The organism is Haloarcula sp. MBLA0163, assembly GCF_055632435.1.
In genome coordinates, this window is the sequence record NZ_CM145745.1 from 1,101,783 (window position 1) to 1,116,120 (window position 14,338).

Annotated in this window: 19 protein-coding genes; 13 read left to right on the top strand and 6 right to left on the bottom strand. The window is 68.2% G+C overall.

What is annotated here, in order from left to right:
• The first annotated feature begins 29 nt into the window (after positions 1 to 29).
• From ACV7GQ_RS05860 to ACV7GQ_RS05890, 7 genes are all read left to right on the top strand, one after another.
• On the top strand, positions 30 to 947 hold the full coding sequence (locus ACV7GQ_RS05860; protein ID WP_470312595.1) for an alpha/beta fold hydrolase: 918 nt from the start codon (positions 30 to 32) through the stop codon (positions 945 to 947).
• Between the two features lie 50 nt (positions 948 to 997).
• Entirely contained in the window at positions 998 to 1,327 is a 330-nt protein-coding gene (locus ACV7GQ_RS05865; protein ID WP_220618549.1) for a 4Fe-4S dicluster domain-containing protein, read from the top strand.
• Positions 1,328 to 1,472: 145 nt separating this feature from the next.
• The gene (locus ACV7GQ_RS05870; protein WP_470312596.1) at positions 1,473 to 2,327 is read left to right on the top strand and encodes an electron transfer flavoprotein subunit beta/FixA family protein; all 855 of its coding nucleotides are present in this window, start codon (positions 1,473 to 1,475) and stop codon (positions 2,325 to 2,327) included.
• A 2-nt stretch (positions 2,328 to 2,329) separates the two neighbouring features.
• Complete coding sequence (locus ACV7GQ_RS05875; RefSeq protein ID WP_470312597.1) at positions 2,330 to 3,982, top strand: electron transfer flavoprotein subunit alpha/FixB family protein; 1,653 nt, start codon at positions 2,330 to 2,332, stop codon at positions 3,980 to 3,982.
• Positions 3,975 to 5,633 (top strand): FAD-dependent monooxygenase, encoded by a 1,659-nt coding sequence (locus ACV7GQ_RS05880; RefSeq protein WP_470312598.1) that lies wholly within the window; start codon positions 3,975 to 3,977, stop codon positions 5,631 to 5,633. Before ACV7GQ_RS05875 ends, ACV7GQ_RS05880 begins: the two co-directional genes overlap by 8 nt.
• Positions 5,633 to 5,992, top strand: coding sequence for a DUF8055 family protein (locus ACV7GQ_RS05885; RefSeq protein ID WP_470312599.1), 360 nt, complete (start codon positions 5,633 to 5,635; stop codon positions 5,990 to 5,992). The genes ACV7GQ_RS05880 and ACV7GQ_RS05885 overlap by 1 nt, the downstream gene beginning before the upstream one ends.
• A gap of 77 nt (positions 5,993 to 6,069) precedes the next feature.
• Positions 6,070 to 6,801, top strand: coding sequence for a GNAT family N-acetyltransferase (locus tag ACV7GQ_RS05890; protein ID WP_470312600.1), 732 nt, complete (start codon positions 6,070 to 6,072; stop codon positions 6,799 to 6,801).
• On the opposite strand, the gene ACV7GQ_RS05895 is transcribed toward ACV7GQ_RS05890, so the two are convergent.
• Genes ACV7GQ_RS05895 through tmcA form a run of 3 tightly spaced genes read right to left on the bottom strand, consistent with a single transcriptional unit; the run spans position 6,798 to position 9,699 of the window.
• Complete coding sequence (locus ACV7GQ_RS05895; RefSeq protein WP_470312601.1) at positions 6,798 to 6,962, bottom strand: DUF8014 family protein; 165 nt, start codon at positions 6,960 to 6,962, stop codon at positions 6,798 to 6,800. The genes ACV7GQ_RS05890 and ACV7GQ_RS05895 overlap by 4 nt on opposite strands.
• Entirely contained in the window at positions 6,959 to 7,453 is a 495-nt protein-coding gene (locus ACV7GQ_RS05900) for a DUF456 family protein (RefSeq protein ID WP_470312602.1), read from the bottom strand. Before ACV7GQ_RS05900 ends, ACV7GQ_RS05895 begins: the two co-directional genes overlap by 4 nt.
• The gene (gene tmcA / locus ACV7GQ_RS05905; RefSeq protein WP_470312603.1) at positions 7,450 to 9,699 is read right to left on the bottom strand and encodes a tRNA(Met) cytidine acetyltransferase TmcA; all 2,250 of its coding nucleotides are present in this window, start codon (positions 9,697 to 9,699) and stop codon (positions 7,450 to 7,452) included. Before tmcA ends, ACV7GQ_RS05900 begins: the two co-directional genes overlap by 4 nt.
• A 282-nt stretch (positions 9,700 to 9,981) precedes the next feature.
• On the opposite strand from tmcA, the gene rpl7ae reads away from it, so the two are divergent.
• The 5 genes from rpl7ae to ACV7GQ_RS05930 are packed head-to-tail and all read left to right on the top strand — an operon-like array spanning position 9,982 to position 11,692.
• Positions 9,982 to 10,344, top strand: a complete 363-nt coding sequence (gene rpl7ae, locus ACV7GQ_RS05910) for a 50S ribosomal protein L7Ae (protein ID WP_220618540.1) — start codon at positions 9,982 to 9,984, stop codon at positions 10,342 to 10,344.
• 11 nt (positions 10,345 to 10,355) lie between these two features.
• Positions 10,356 to 10,583, top strand: coding sequence for a 30S ribosomal protein S28e (locus ACV7GQ_RS05915; RefSeq protein ID WP_166970787.1), 228 nt, complete (start codon positions 10,356 to 10,358; stop codon positions 10,581 to 10,583).
• A 2-nt stretch (positions 10,584 to 10,585) separates the two neighbouring features.
• Entirely contained in the window at positions 10,586 to 10,930 is a 345-nt protein-coding gene (locus ACV7GQ_RS05920; RefSeq protein ID WP_470312604.1) for a 50S ribosomal protein L24e, read from the top strand.
• Positions 10,930 to 11,394 carry a nucleoside-diphosphate kinase gene (gene ndk / locus ACV7GQ_RS05925; protein ID WP_470312605.1) on the top strand — a complete coding sequence of 155 codons (465 nt, stop codon included), beginning with the start codon at positions 10,930 to 10,932 and terminating at the stop codon, positions 11,392 to 11,394. Before ACV7GQ_RS05920 ends, ndk begins: the two co-directional genes overlap by 1 nt.
• Positions 11,395 to 11,452: 58 nt before the next feature.
• Positions 11,453 to 11,692, top strand: coding sequence for a glutaredoxin family protein (locus ACV7GQ_RS05930; protein ID WP_470312606.1), 240 nt, complete (start codon positions 11,453 to 11,455; stop codon positions 11,690 to 11,692).
• On the opposite strand, the gene ACV7GQ_RS05935 is transcribed toward ACV7GQ_RS05930, so the two are convergent.
• A complete protein-coding gene (locus tag ACV7GQ_RS05935; RefSeq protein ID WP_470312607.1) occupies positions 11,683 to 11,823 on the bottom strand; it encodes a hypothetical protein in 141 nt (46 codons plus the stop codon). The two genes, ACV7GQ_RS05930 and ACV7GQ_RS05935, sit on opposite strands and share 10 nt — an antisense overlap.
• 38 nt (positions 11,824 to 11,861) lie before the next feature.
• Complete coding sequence (msrB, locus tag ACV7GQ_RS05940; RefSeq protein ID WP_470312608.1) at positions 11,862 to 12,272, bottom strand: peptide-methionine (R)-S-oxide reductase MsrB; 411 nt, start codon at positions 12,270 to 12,272, stop codon at positions 11,862 to 11,864.
• A gap of 575 nt (positions 12,273 to 12,847) precedes the next feature.
• Between msrB and ACV7GQ_RS05945 the strand changes: the two genes are divergently transcribed.
• On the top strand, positions 12,848 to 14,104 hold the full coding sequence (locus tag ACV7GQ_RS05945; protein ID WP_470312609.1) for a tyrosine-type recombinase/integrase: 1,257 nt from the start codon (positions 12,848 to 12,850) through the stop codon (positions 14,102 to 14,104).
• Here the strand turns inward: ACV7GQ_RS05945 and ACV7GQ_RS05950 are convergent.
• A complete protein-coding gene (locus ACV7GQ_RS05950; RefSeq protein WP_470312610.1) occupies positions 14,101 to 14,307 on the bottom strand; it encodes a hypothetical protein in 207 nt (68 codons plus the stop codon). The genes ACV7GQ_RS05945 and ACV7GQ_RS05950 overlap by 4 nt on opposite strands.
• Positions 14,308 to 14,338 lie beyond the last annotated feature (31 nt).

Here is a 14,338-nt window from a genome sequence, read left to right on the forward strand (position 1 = left end):
TTTTACTCGGCCCGACCGCACTACGGGACGTGACAGAGCGCGCACCGACGACGGTCACCGTAGAACGAGACGTGCCCTTCCACGAGGCGGGCGGCGAGACGTTACTGCTCGACGTCTACGAGTCGACGGCCAGCAGCGGGCCGAAACCGGTCGCCGTCCTCGTCCGCGGTGGCGGGTTCACGGTCGGTGACAAGGGCGAGTTCGCCCGCCACGCCATCGACCTCGCCGAGGACGGCTACCTCGTCGTCGAACCGCAGTACCGCCTCGCGCCGGAACACACCTTCCCGGCCGCACTCGTCGACGTGAAGGCCGCGATAGAGTGGTGCCGGGCGGAGGCGGACGCCTACGGGGCGGACCCGCAGCGAGTCGTCGCCGTCGGCCACTCGGCCGGCGCGAACCTCGTGGTCCTCGCCGCTGCGACGGCCGACGACCCCGCCCTCGAACCGGACCTCTACCCCGGCGCGTCCTCCGACCTGTCGGCCGTCGCCGGCTACGCGGGCGTCTACGACTTCCGGGCGATGGCGGAGACGGCGGCGGGCGATGAGGACATCGACAGGCAGTACCTCGGCGGCGGCCCCGAGGAGGTGCCCGAGGCCTACGAACTCGCCTCACCGGTCGCACAGGCCACCGTCTCCATGCCCCCGACGCTGCTGCTCCACGGCAAGGACGACGAGGTGCTCCCGCCGGCCCAGTCGGAGCTCTTGGCCCGGACCCTCGACCCGCTGACGACGGTGACCTACGACCCCGTCCCCGGCGGCCACGCGTTCCCGTTCAACGGCGCCTTCTACGACGACGTCTACGACCGGACCGTCGACTTCCTCGGGCGACACGTCGGGACGACCGCCGACCCGGACGGGCCGGGGGACCCCCCGCTCGGCGAGGGTCCGGGCGGGGGCAAACCACCCGGCGGTGGCCCGACCGGCGGGCCGGACGACCCTCGTTTCTGACGCCTTCGGTCGAAAGTTTAAGTATCACCGCCGAGTGGTGTTAGATACCAATGGCCATAGACCCCGAGTTCGAGGACAACCGCGACGTGGTCGAACAACACGACGGCCACAACGTCTGGGGCCCCGTCGAGGAGCCCGACACGCTGGGCATCCACGGCACGCACGTCGCCGTCGACTTCGACATCTGTATCGCCGACGGCGCCTGTCTGGAGGACTGCCCCGTCGACGTGTTCGAGTGGGTCGACACCCCCGACCACCCCGAGAGCGAGATCAAGGCCGACCCCGCACACGAGGACCAGTGTATCGACTGTATGCTCTGTGTCGACGTCTGTCCGGTCGACGCCATCGACGTCGACCCGGGCCGCGCAGGCCGTATATAACGCCCGTCCGGCGCTGTTCTCACCGCCTATCGCTCGCATCACGTGAGCGGTCGCTCTGCGTGTCGCCGCACCTGTCAACCGTTATTGTGAACATACATTTATGTTCGGCCCGGAATGAGGTACGTTGACGAGGGTCGTGACAAGTATGCACACTGTAGTTCTGACAAAGGGCGTCCCCGACTTCCGCGAGGGGCAGGTGTCCTTCGACGAGGACGGCCACCTCGAGCGGGGGAAGACGCCGACGGTGATGAACCCGAACGACAAGCACGCGCTCAGGGCGGCGTTCCAGACCCGGGTGCGAAACGGTGGCCACGTCTCGCTGATGAGCATGGGGCCGCCGGGGTATCAGGAGGTGTTACAGGAGGGGATGCGCGACGTGTACGCCGACGACCTCTACCTCCTCTCGGACCGGGAGATGGGCGCGGCCGACACCTGGGCGACGGCGATGACCGTCGCCACCGGCATCCAGAACCTCGAGACGCAGCCCGACCTCGTGTTCGCGGGGTTCAAGACCGCCGACGGGGAGACGGGCCACACCGGCCCGCAGACGGCCTACTGTCTGGACTGGCCGATGGTCACCCACGTCGTCTCGCTGGACATCGACGAGGACGAAGGGGTGTTGCGGGCGAAGCGACTGGTCGACGGCGACGTCACCGAGATCGAGACCGTCGAGGCCCCGATGCCGTGTTTCGTCGTCGCCGACCCGGAGTTCGAGCCGACCTACCGGAAGGCCAGCCACCGCCTCGAACACAAGCAGCTGCGCGAGGAGACCCAGACGCGGGCCGAGGACTACGAGGACGTCCTGACGGTCTGGGACCACGAGGACCTGAACCTGGACCCGGACTACATCGGCCTCGACGGGTCGCCGACCATCGTCGCCGGCGTCGACCCCATCCCGAAGGCCCCGTCCGAGCGCGAGGCGACCGTGGTAGACGGCGACGACACGGCGGCGATGGAACCGGTGCTCGACGAACTCACGCCGTACGCGGCAGGTGACTGACAATGCCAGATATCGACCCGACGGAGTACGAGATAGCCGACCTCGGACCGAAGATAAAGGACGTCGACGACGCCGACGAACTGCGCGAGATGCTGGCCCTGGAGGAGGAGAGCGAGGACCGCGTCCCGGTGAAGACGCTCATCGAGGACCGCATCGAGAAGATCGAGGCCGAGGACGAGGGGGAACTCGACCCGGCGACGGTGGACCTCACCGAGATGACCGTCGCGGACATCGCGAACATGGTCCGGGACGTCGACGACGCCGACGTGTTGCGGGACGTCCTCGAACGCGAACGCGGGGGCAAGGACCGCTCGTCGGCCATCACGCAGATAGAGAACCGCATCGAGTCCGTCGAGGGGAGCGACGACGAGGACGAGGCGGTCGAGTACGTCCCGCCCGAGGAGAAGTACCCCGACCTCGACCACCCGACCAACGACAAGCAGTGGGTCGAGGGGACCGTCGGCGCCGAGTACCGAGACATGTGGGTGTTCTGCGAGACGCAGGCCGGCGAACTGGTCGACGTCTCGAAGGAGATGCTCGGGAAGGCCCGCGAGCTGATGGACCAGTACAACGAGGACTACGACGCCGACGAACGGGTCGTGGCCGTCCTCCTCGGCGACGCGGCCAGCGACCACGTCGAGGACGTCACCGCCTACGGCGCCGACCTCGTCCTCTACCACGAGGACGACCGCCTCGAGCGGTTCCGTCACAAGCCCTACACCGAGATAGTCACGGACATGTCGCGGGCCGGCGGCGACCTCGCCAGCGAGGGCCACGAGGACGTCGACTGGAAGGACTACCACGAACCGCGCTACACCCTCTTCCCGGCGACGAACAACGGGCGGGACCTCTCGGCGCTCGTCCAGGGGGCGCTGGACTCGGGGCTCGCCTCCGACTGCTCGGGGCTGTACATCGAGGAGGCGATGATTTCGAACCCCGCGAAGGTCGGTACCGCGGGCGACAAGAAGGAGTTCGAGCGCGTCCTGCACATGAAGCGGCCGGACTTCTCCGGGTTCGAGTACTCGACCATCCTCTGTATCGACAAGCCCAACCGGGACTTCCACCCGCAGGGGGCGTCCGTGATTCCGGGCAGCTTCGAGATTCCGGACCCGGACTACGACCGCGAGGCCGAGGTCGTCGAGTACGAGATGGACCTCGACGACGCGTGGTTCGAGGTGGACGTCACGGAGTTCGACCGCCTCTCGGGCGGCGTCGACCTGACCGGCAACGACGTGGTGGTCGCGGTCGGTCGGGGCATCGGCGACGACCCCACGACGGGCATCGAACTCGCGCTCGACCTCGTGGACGCCTTCGAGGACGCCGACCTCGGCCTCTCGCGTGGGGTCATCACCTCCTCGTACGCCTTCGACGGCCACGTCGAGCAGTACGTCACGGAGGAGCGACAGATCGGCGAGTCGGGACAGGTCGTCGAACCCGACGTCTACATCGCCGCGGGCATCTCCGGGGCCATCCAGCACAAGGTCGGCTGCGACGAGTCCGACACCATCATCGCCGTCAACACCGACCCCGACGCTGACATCAGGGACTTCTCGGACTACGTCATCGAGGGCGACCTCTTCGAGGTGCTCCCGCGACTGACCGAGGCCGTCGAGCGGGGCGAACTGGCCGCGGCCGTGGAGGCGAGCGATGACTGAGCACGAACACTACGAGGCCGTCGTCGTCGGGTGCGGCCCGGGCGGGGCCGCGGCGGCGGCGAACCTCGCCCGTAACGGCGTCGAGACGCTCGTCCTCGAACGCGGCGTCGACGCCGGGTCGAAGAACGTCTCCGGCGGACTCATCTACGCCGAGGAGTCGGCACCGTACACCATCGACGGGCTGTTCCCGGACTTCCGCGCGGAGGCCAGCGAGCGCCCGGTCACCGAGAACTACATCCACAACGTGGCCGGCGACAGGGTGAAGACGTTCGACATCGGCGACCTGCACCACCACGACACGGCGTGGGCCGACTCGGTCCTGCGCAGACGGATGGACTCGTGGCTCGCCGACCGCGTCCACGAACGCACCCGCGAGACCGGCGGCGGGCTGTTGACCGAGGTCCACGTCACAGGCCTCCTCCGGGAGAAGGGGGAGATCGTGGGCGTCACCTGCGAGGAACTGGACCCCATCGAGGCCGACCTCGTCGTCGCCGCGGACGGCGTCAACTCCGAACTGGCCCGCGACGCCGGCCTGATGGACTGGGAGGACCCCGACGAGTGGTTCCAGGGGGTCAAGGCCGTCGCGCAGATGGACCCCGACGTCGTCGACGAGCGGTTCGACATCGACGAGGACGAGGGCGAGGCCCACCTGTTCTCGGGGGACCTGTTCGACGGCGTGCGGGGCGGCGGGTTCCTCTACACGAACGAGGCGTCGCTGTCCATCGGGACGGTGTTCCACCTGGACTCCATCGCCGAGGAACGGGCCGAACCGCAGGAGCTGCTCGACAGTCTGCTGACCCACCCGCTCATGGCCCAGTGGCTGGGCGAGGACTACCACGAACTGGAGTACAGCGCGAAGCTCGTGCCGGACTCGAAGAAGGCGGCGCTGACCGCCCCGCACGAGGACCGCCTCGTCGTCGTCGGCGACGCCGCGGGACAGATGCAGGCTCAGGGCCCCATCATCAAGGGGATGAACCACGCCGTCACGGCCGGGGCGCTGGCCGCCGAGGCGTTCGCCGACGCCCGCTCCCGGGGCGACCCGCACCGCGCCGGCGAGTTCTACGAGAAGAAGCTCCACGACGAGGGCGTGATGGACAAACTCAGGCCGACCAGCTACCGGACGGTCGGGAAACTCGGGGAGATAGGGCCGATAGACGGAATCACGAACGCCGTCGCGGAGTCGGCCGTCGGCCGCTTCGGCGTCCGCGCGGCGGAGGGTCTGGTCGAGCGGGCCTACAACTCGCCGACGCTCGTCTCGATGATTCCCGACACGAAACTCCCCTACGTCACGCTCCCGACGATACTCGGCGAGGAACTGGGCGAGCGCGTGACCGACGAGAACCACGTCCAGCCGCCGGAACTCGACGACCGCATCGGCGACCTGACCTACGACGTGGGCGACCCGCACATCGAACTCGTCGACAACTCCTTCGAGGCGTCCGGCACCGCCGTGACCGCGTGCCCGGTCAGCGCGAAGGACTTCGGCGGCGGGTGCTACCGCGACGAGATGGTCAAGACGAACGGCCACGAGGAACACCTGGTCAGCCTCGACACGCAACCGTGCGTCGAGTGTGGCACCTGCGCCGTCGTCGCCGACACCGACTGGGAACACCCCGCCGGGGGGAAGGGCGTCGAGTTCCGACAGGGCTGATGAGCCACCAGTACCGCGACCGGATTCGGGCGCTGGAACGGCGGGCCGACGAGGCCGCCGCCGACCTCGACCCGGACCCGCCGGACGAGGAGCGGGCGATGGCCCTCCTCAGGGAGGGCGTCGGCCCGACGGTGTCGCTGTACTGCGAGGCCCGGACCGGCGGCCAGTGGGTCCGCTTCGACGAGGCGACCTTCGACCGGCTCGAGGCGACGCTGAACCAGTGGCTCGGGCTGTACGCGGCCTGCTACGGGGTCGACCTCGACGGGACCTACTCCGTCCGCACGGCCGCCGAACTGCTCGTGGACACCCACGACGTCCGCGACGTCGCGACGGTGCTGACCGGCGTCCCCGAGCGGTAGGCGACGATTTCTCCGAAATTGAGTTATCACGTACCACGTGACAAACAATTAAATACTGGTGTGTGGTAACAGAACTCATGGAGCTCACAGAGCCACTGCAGTTCGACCACGTAGACCGGCAGGACATCTACGAGTACGTCGAGTCTCACGGCCGCGTCGACGCTGAGAAGGTGCGCAACGCCCTGCAGATGGAGCCGCGCCCGTTCGGTCACCACGTCGCCATCCTCCAGCGACAGGGGATGCTGGAGCGGGACGACGGGCAGCTCCGCGTCGCCTACGAGGACGCCGACACTGAGGAGTTCGAGACGGAGGAGGTGGAGTACACCATCCGCCAGGCCCGACAGGAGGACCTGAAAGGGCTCGTGGGGGCCATCCGCGCGGCCATCGGGAGCGGTGCCTACGTCGACGCGGAGACGCTCGCCGACATCATCGACAGCGAGGGGGTCCTCCTCCGGCACAACGAACTGGAGTCGCGCATCTTCTTCGTCGCCTGCGTCGACGACGACGTCGTGGGCTGGGTCCACCTCAAGCACCCGGAGATAGCGAAGCTGAGCCACACGGCCGAGCTCACGCTGGGCGTCCTCGTCCAGTACCGCGGGCAGGGCATCGGCGCCCAGCTCCTCGAACGCGGCACCGAGTGGGCGAGCGACAACGGGTACGAGAAACTGTACAACTCCGTCCCCTCGATGAACGAGGACGCCATCGACTTCCTCCACGACCACGGCTGGGAGACCGAGGCCGTCCGGGAGGACCACTACAAGTTCGGCGACGACTACGCCGACGAGGTGATGCTGGCGAAGGCCCTCTAGCGCCAGTCGTCCGCCGCCCCGTCGAGCGGCTCCGGGACGACGCCGTCCTTCTGTGCCCAGACGCGGGCGTGGGCGGTACAGACGAGCATGTCCTCGGTCCACGGTACGTGTAGCTCCACCGCGGCCTCGTTCTCGCAGTCCGTCTCCTCGCAGGTGGTCATACGAGCGCGACCACCAGCATCGTCACCAGAATCGACCCGGTGAGCAGTGCCTGTACGACGCCGGAGGCGAGCATCCCGGCCGTCGTCACCAGTGCGGCTTTCAGCCCCTTCCGGGCGTCCTCCTGTCGGTAGAACTCGACGGCGAACACCGTCGCGGCGACGCCCAGAATGATACCCAGTGGCCCCGTCACGAAGAAGAGGACGAGGCCGACCAGTCCGGCGACGACGGCCGTGGCGTTCGAGGCGCCGCCCACGCGGGCCGCGACGGCCCCGCCGACGAAGTCGACGACCCACGTCAGCACGCCCACGACGGTCAGCGCCGCCAGCAACAGCGTCCCGGGTTCGGTCATGCCGGTGGCGACCCAGTACAGATACACGCCGGCGAGCGACACCGGTGCACCGGGCGCCTGTGGGACCAGACTGCCGACGACGCCACCGACCAGTAGGGCGAAGGCGAGAACGACCAACAGCAGCTCCAGTCCCGGCGTCATGTGTGGCGGTCCAGTTCCTCCTGTACCCACTCCTCGCCGTAAAGCCGTGTCAATCTTTCGACGGCATCGCCGAGGGCGCGCATGCACTGCCGGCGAGAGACGAACTCGAGGACCGCGGTCACCTCGTCCCACGGTCGGGCCTGCAACACCTTCCGGACGAGCAGTCGCTCCGCTCGGTCGTCGAGAGCGTCCTCGTCGTCCGGGGCGACCAGGTGGCGCACCGTCAGCGCGCGGAACGGCGCCGGGTTCGTGTCGAGGATGGCGGCCCCGCCCGGGACGCCGGCGACCAGTCGCCACTCCCAGTCCGAGAGGTCCGGGTCCGGCGTGGCGTCGACGGCCCGGAGCACCGCCCGAACCACGTCCGGGTCGCAGTCGTCGAGCGTGTCCGAGAGCACCGCGGCGGCGCGGTCACAGAACCAGCCCGCGTGCCGGGCCGACAGTTCCGCCCCGGCCTCGGAGCAGGGGTCGACCATCACGGCCGAGTACTCCCCGCTGGTGTCGTTCCGCGAGGTGGAGAGGTGGACGGTGCGGTACCCGTTCTCGCGCCAGAAGCGGACGAGCTCCGGCGTCGCGCCGTAGCCCACGCCGACCCAGTCCACCTCGTCGCCGACCTCCGCACGCACGTCCCCGAGCAACCGCGACCCGAGGCCACGCGACCGGACGGCGGCGTGGGTGGCGATGCGGAGGACGCGCTGTCCGACCGGGACGCCAGCGTCCTCGTCGCGCAGCTGCGTCGTCAGCACGTCGGGCACCATGTTCCCGCGGATGCGCCCGCCCTCGTACATGGTCGCACGCGTCTCGGGCGGGAGGCCGCCCTCCCGTGCGAGCAGTGCGACGGCGACGACGTGACCGTCGCGGGTCAGCGCCCGCACCGAGAGGTTCGGCGCGTCGAGCAGGCGCGCGAGGTCGGCCGGTTCGGTGCGGTAGTGGGCCAGCACCAACAGTCCGAACACCTCCCGCAGCAGGTGCTCGTCGGCCAGCAGGTCCGCCGTCGAGAGGCGGCGGTACTCCACCGTCTCCGGCGTGGCGTCGGCGACCAGCTGCTCGACGGGCGGGCGGGCGTCGAGCAGTAGCGCCCGGAACGCCCACACCTCGACGGGGTCGGCCTCGGCGTAGCGGATGGGCGCCGTCATCGACACGTCCGTCACCGCGAGGTCGCGCTCGGCCAGTCGGTCGCGGAACCGCACGGAGAAGCCGCGCCCGGCCCCTTCGTAGCCGTGGACCGTCGTCGTGAACGCGACGGCCGGCGCGTCGAGGAGCGCCTCGAGGCGGCGGACGGGGAGCGCGGCGGCCTCGTCCACGACGACCACGTCCGGGTCCCCGGGCAGTTCGACGGCGGCGCCGGGCTTCGCGAACCGTATCCGCCCGCCGTCGTCGCCATCGACGGCGAGTTCGTGGGGCGTCTCCGATTTATCCGGCGTCACGGCAGCGCCGAGCGTCTCGAACAGCGCCGCCGCACGGACGAACACCTCGGCGGCGCTGCGGTACTGCGGCGCGGTCACGAGGACGTCCCGCCCGTCGAGTGCGAGGTCGGCCGCGGCCAGCCCCGCGGCGCTTGACTTCCCGCGGCCCCGGTCGGCCTCAACGACGACGGCGTGGCCGGGCTCTCGCAGTGACTCGAACGCGTGGACGGCGTCCACCTGGTCCTCGGTGAGGCAGGCCTCGTAGGTCTCCGTGCGGAAGACGGTCTCGGCCGGCGGGGCCGGCGGGTCGGCCGGGCGTCGCGGCGGTGGGTCCGTCAGCCCGTCCGCTTCGACTGTCTCGCCGTCCGCTTCGACGTGGACGATAGCCACGCCGCGGTGGGCCCGGAGCGTCTCGACCAGTCGCCGCCGGAAGCGGCCGGTCACGTCGGCCACGTCGAACGGCGGCACCGCCAGCGTCTCGTCGAAGGCGTCCCGGCGGTCCGCCCACTCGTCCAGCGGCGGCGATAGGAGGACGAGGAGGCCGCCCCCGTCGACGGCCCCGACGGCGGTGCCGAGCGCGTTCGGTCGGAGTTCGCCGTGGGCGTCGAGGACGACGGCGGTCCGGGTCCGGCCGAGCAGTTCGCCGGCGCGTGACTGTTCGTGGCGCTCGCAGTCGAGGAACGCGTCGGGACCGAGGAGCGTGGTCTCGGCACGCGGGATTCCGGCGGCGTCGAGGGCGTCGGCGGCACGGTCGCGGGTCCGTTCGCGGTCGCCGGCCAGCACGAGCAGTCGGCGCTCGTTCGACCGACGGGCTTCCGCGCGGAGCGACCGTGCGAGGTCCATACTGACGAAAGGCACCGGCGGAGGCATGGGCGTGACGGTTCCGCGGGGACCCCTCGCGACGGGCGTCGTGCGGTCGGACGGAGGGCGGCTATGCACCGCGTTCGCACGCCGTTTCGGCTTCGAAAGCGCTTTTAGGGCCGGTGGCACAGAATGGGGTACAGCCTGCGCCGGGTTGATGATGCTCCCAGCCATTTTAGGACTACGCGCACCGCCGCGGTGCGCCGCGGGAACGCCCGCGACGGCGGGGGAGCCTGAGCCCGCGCGCAGGAGGTGACCATACAAATGCCAGTATACGTAGATTTCGACGTTCCGGCCGACCTCGAGGACGACGCCCTCGAGGCGCTGGAAGTCGCACGAGACACAGGCAGCGTCAAGAAGGGAACCAACGAGACGACCAAGGCCGTCGAGCGCGGCTCCGCGGAGCTCGTCTACGTCGCCGAGGACGTCCAGCCCGAGGAGATCGTCATGCACATCCCCGAGCTGGCCGACGAGAAGGGCGTCCCCTTCATCTTCGTCGAGCAGCAGGACGACCTGGGCCACGCCGCGGGCCTCGAAGTCGGCTCGGCCGCCGCCGCCATCGTCGATTCGGGCGAGGCCGAGGGCGACGTCGAGGACATCGCCGCGAAGGTCGAGGAGCTTCGGTGAGGTGACGACGGATGAGTGCTGAGGAATCCGAAGGCAACGGCGCCACGCCCGCCGAGGTCATCGAGATCGTCGGCAAAACGGGGATGCACGGCGAGGCCATGCAGGTCAAGTGCCGCATCCGCGAGGGCGAGAACCAGGGGCGTATCATCACGCGGAACGTCCTGGGCCCCGTCCGAGAGGGCGACGTGCTCCAGCTCCGCGAGACGGCCCGCGAAGCCGACTCCATCGGGGGGCAGTAACGATGCCACAGACGCGCGAATGTGACTACTGCGGCGCGGACATCGAGCCCGGGACCGGGACGATGCTCGTCCGCAACGACGGCACGACCATCCACTTCTGCTCCTCGAAGTGCGAGAACAACGCCGACCTCGGTCGCGAAGCTCGCAACCTCGGCTGGACGGAGTCCGGCTACAACGCGAGCGGCGAGAAGCAGACCGACGAGGAGGCCGACGCCGCACCCGACCTCGAGGACGCGGAGGAGGACGTCGAGGGCGACGAGGACGCCGACGCCGACGAGGCTGACGAGTCCGAGGCGGACGACGAGAGCGAGGACGACGAGGAAGCGCCCGAGGAGGCCGAGGCCTGATGGCCGACGCCGAGCGCACCTTCGTGATGGTCAAGCCGGACGGCGTCCAGCGCGGCCTCATCGGGGACATCGTCTCCCGCTTCGAGGACCGCGGCCTGAAGATGGTCGCCGGCAAGTTCATGCAGATCGACCAGGAGCTCGCCGAGGAACACTACGGCGAACACGAGGACAAACCGTTCTTCGACGGCCTCGTGGACTTCATCACCTCCGGGCCGGTCTTCGCGATGGTCTGGGAGGGACAGGACGCGACCCGACAGGTCCGGAACATGATGGGCGAGACGGACCCCGCCGAGTCCGCACCCGGCACCATCCGCGGTGACTACGGGCTGGACCTCGGTCGGAACGTCATCCACGGCTCCGACCACGAGGACGAGGGCGCCAACGAGCGCGAGATCGCCCTCTTCTTCGACGAGTCGGAGCTCGTCGACTGGGAACAGGTCGACGAGACCTGGCTGTACGAGTAGCTGGGTCGTCGGTCGTCGGACCACACGTTCTTTGCGTCTCGCTCCGTTAGAGCCGTCCGTGAGCCGAACGCTCTACCAACTGGACGGCTGTCCCTACTGTGAGAAAGTCGCCGACCGACTGGACGAACTCGGTGTCGAGTACGAGAGCATCTGGGTCGACGCGCTCCACTCGGACCGGGACGAGGTCAAACGCGTCTCGGGCCAGCGCGGCGTCCCGGTCCTCGTCGACGACGAGTACGGCGTCACGATGGCCGAATCCGACCGCATCCTGGAGTTCGCCGAGCAGAGCTACGCCTGAGCGTCCCGCCCGTACACCATCGCCGCGCCGATGGGGGCAAACGCCATCGGGAACGTCTCGAGGGCCGGAGAGAACACTCGGCTATCCGGTTCGCCGGTGTCGGCGACGCCGGCGTCGGTGTCGGTTGCCACTGCCGACCGCCCGGGTGTCCGGCAGATGAGTTTAGTAGTTAGGCCTCGTCGGGTTCGAAGTCCAGCGCGGCGCCGTTGATACAGTAGCGCTTGCCGGTGGGCTCGGGGCCGTCGTCGAAGACGTGACCGAGGTGCCCCTCACAGCTGGCGCAGACGACTTCGGTACGGCGCATGCCGTGACTCTCGTCCAGCCGCGTCTCGATGGTCCCCTCGTCGTAGACGTCCCAGAAACTCGGCCAGCCGGTCTCGGAGTCGAACTTCTCGTCGCTGTCGAACAGCTCGGCGCCACACCCGGCGCAGGTGAACACACCCGACTCCTTGACGTCCAGCAGGTCGCTGCTGAACCGTGGTTCCGTGCCGGCCTCGCGGAGGATACGGTACTCTTCCTCTGTCAACAGCTCGCGCCACTCCTCGTCGTTGTCCGGCAGCTCGCTCTCGTGTTCGCTCATGGGGGTTGCTATGGGCTGGAGCGTCATAAGCCCACGTTAGCCGCCGGGACTCGGTCGCCAGCCGCCCCGTATCAATCCGGTCCCGTCGCCGGGGCACGGCGTTCGTCGGGCGGCTGACCGACCCCGTCACCACGCTTTTTGCCACGGCGACGGACGGTCCGAACGGTTCGTGTCTGGACCCAACCTACTGCAGTGTGCGATGTGCGGCTGGACGGGAGCACAGTCAGACCTCGACAGTACCAACTCCGGCGGTGCCTGTCCTGCGTGCGGTGAGACGTTGCTCGACGAGTGAGGCCAGTTCACGCCGTGGTCGCCGGGGCCACACCTTCGCCCCATCCGTGCGTGGTACCGTCAGTCGGCCGAGTGTACGCGACAGGACCAGTCGGGACGTACGCATCGTAGTTGTCACACTGTGGACACAGGTCTCGGCCCTTGCAGAGATATCTGCGACAGCAGTCGGTAATTACCGGGGTTTCTCCGGTGTAGCCACGAACTGAGCCAACAAGCCAGGGGTGGGATATTTGCAAATACTTTGAAGCCATGAATTTATAATATATGAATAGAAAGATAGTAGTATGGCGGGGCCAAAAGAAGCGATTGAGCACCTTCGCGACCGCATCCAAGAGAGCGACGAGATCACCGACGCCGACGCGACGGCGCTGCTGGACTTTTCCGACGAGCTGTTCCTCCGCAAGACCGAAACCGGCTATCACCGGCACGAGAAGTTGTTGCGTCATTGTGTGCGGATGGCTGAGAACGTTGGCGGACTGCACGATGCACTGACCGACAAAGAGCCAGCCGAGGACATCCTCAACTGGATCCATCGGACCTATGACAACGAGGAAACGAACCGGGACTACCGGGTTGCGTTCCGGATGTTCGGCCGGCGCGCGACCGACGACAGCGGCGAGGACCCACCCGAATCCATCGCATGGGTGCCATCGGGCACGTCCTCGAGCTACAACCCCAAACCCGACCCCGCCGAGATGCTCGGCTGGGAGGACCACGTCAAGCCGATGCTTGATGCGGCGTACAACAATCGCGACGCCGCCATGATCGCCCTGCAGTGGGACGCCGGTCTGCGCGGCGGGGAGTTTCACGACCTGCGTGTCGGCGATCTCTCGGACCACGACTACGGGATGCAAGTCACCGTCGACGGGAAACGCGGTCAGCGAACGGTCACCCTCATCCCGTCCGTGCCGTACGTCCAGAAATGGCTTGCCGACCACCCCGGTCAGAACGATCCGACGGCGCCGCTGTGGTCGAAGCTCAACCGGAACGAAGGTGTCTCGAAACAACTGGTGTTCGGGACTCTCCGGAAGATCGCCGACCGAGCCGACGTAACGCTGCCGGTCACACTGACGAACTTCCGGAAATCCTCGGCGTCCTACGCCGCCAGCGAGGGGATGTCCCAGGCCCATCTCGAGTCCCGCTATGGCTGGGTGCGTGGCTCTGATGCAGCCTCCCGCTATGTCGCTGTCTTCGGCGAGGCCGGCGACCGCGAACTCGCTCGCATCCACGGGAAAGACGTCGAGGAGGTCGACGAGGAGTCCGGCCCCGACAGCCCGATCACCTGCCCGCGGTGTAGCAAGGAGACGCCAGCCGACGAGGACTTCTGTGTCTGGTGTAATCAGGCGCTGGAACACGGCGCCGTCGAACGCATGGAAAAGAACCTCTCGGCGGTCCAGCGGGACTTCCTGCAGTTCGCGAAGGAGAACCCCGACATTCTGGATGAGGCCGACCGGCGCGAAGAGTTGATCACTGAGCTGGCCGCCCAGGGGGAGTTCCTCGAACGCGCTCAGGAGTTCGTCGACGCGTTGGAGTCCCATTAGGACATCCCCCGGTCGCGTTTGAGTTGCTCGAACTCCGCTTCTAACTGTTCGAACTCTGGGTCCGAGAGGCCGCGATCGAGGATGGTCCAGGCCATCGCCCGTCCCATCGTGTCCGAGGAATGTCGGAGAATCTCGATGAGCTCCTCTTTGTTCTCCCGGGCGTACTCCTCGATGGACTGCTCGGATGGGCCGCCGGAGATCATTGCTCTCCACCTCGACTCTGGCTGTGAGTAC

Coding starts and splice junctions, on each gene's coding strand:
- tmcA (WP_470312603.1), bottom strand. CDS start 9,699: ATGGACCTCGCACGGTCGCTCCGCGCGGAAGCCCGTCGGTCGAACGAG.
- ACV7GQ_RS05890 (WP_470312600.1), top strand. CDS start 6,070: ATGGAGCTCACAGAGCCACTGCAGTTCGACCACGTAGACCGGCAGGAC.
- ACV7GQ_RS05895 (WP_470312601.1), bottom strand. CDS start 6,962: ATGACCACCTGCGAGGAGACGGACTGCGAGAACGAGGCCGCGGTGGAG.
- ACV7GQ_RS05865 (WP_220618549.1), top strand. CDS start 998: ATGGCCATAGACCCCGAGTTCGAGGACAACCGCGACGTGGTCGAACAA.
- ACV7GQ_RS05880 (WP_470312598.1), top strand. CDS start 3,975: ATGACTGAGCACGAACACTACGAGGCCGTCGTCGTCGGGTGCGGCCCG.
- ACV7GQ_RS05875 (WP_470312597.1), top strand. CDS start 2,330: ATGCCAGATATCGACCCGACGGAGTACGAGATAGCCGACCTCGGACCG.
- ACV7GQ_RS05900 (WP_470312602.1), bottom strand. CDS start 7,453: ATGACGCCGGGACTGGAGCTGCTGTTGGTCGTTCTCGCCTTCGCCCTA.
- ACV7GQ_RS05920 (WP_470312604.1), top strand. CDS start 10,586: ATGCCACAGACGCGCGAATGTGACTACTGCGGCGCGGACATCGAGCCC.
- ndk (WP_470312605.1), top strand. CDS start 10,930: ATGGCCGACGCCGAGCGCACCTTCGTGATGGTCAAGCCGGACGGCGTC.
- ACV7GQ_RS05950 (WP_470312610.1), bottom strand. CDS start 14,307: ATGATCTCCGGCGGCCCATCCGAGCAGTCCATCGAGGAGTACGCCCGG.
- ACV7GQ_RS05885 (WP_470312599.1), top strand. CDS start 5,633: ATGAGCCACCAGTACCGCGACCGGATTCGGGCGCTGGAACGGCGGGCC.
- rpl7ae (WP_220618540.1), top strand. CDS start 9,982: ATGCCAGTATACGTAGATTTCGACGTTCCGGCCGACCTCGAGGACGAC.
- msrB (WP_470312608.1), bottom strand. CDS start 12,272: ATGAGCGAACACGAGAGCGAGCTGCCGGACAACGACGAGGAGTGGCGC.
- ACV7GQ_RS05945 (WP_470312609.1), top strand. CDS start 12,848: ATGGCGGGGCCAAAAGAAGCGATTGAGCACCTTCGCGACCGCATCCAA.
- ACV7GQ_RS05915 (WP_166970787.1), top strand. CDS start 10,356: ATGAGTGCTGAGGAATCCGAAGGCAACGGCGCCACGCCCGCCGAGGTC.
- ACV7GQ_RS05870 (WP_470312596.1), top strand. CDS start 1,473: ATGCACACTGTAGTTCTGACAAAGGGCGTCCCCGACTTCCGCGAGGGG.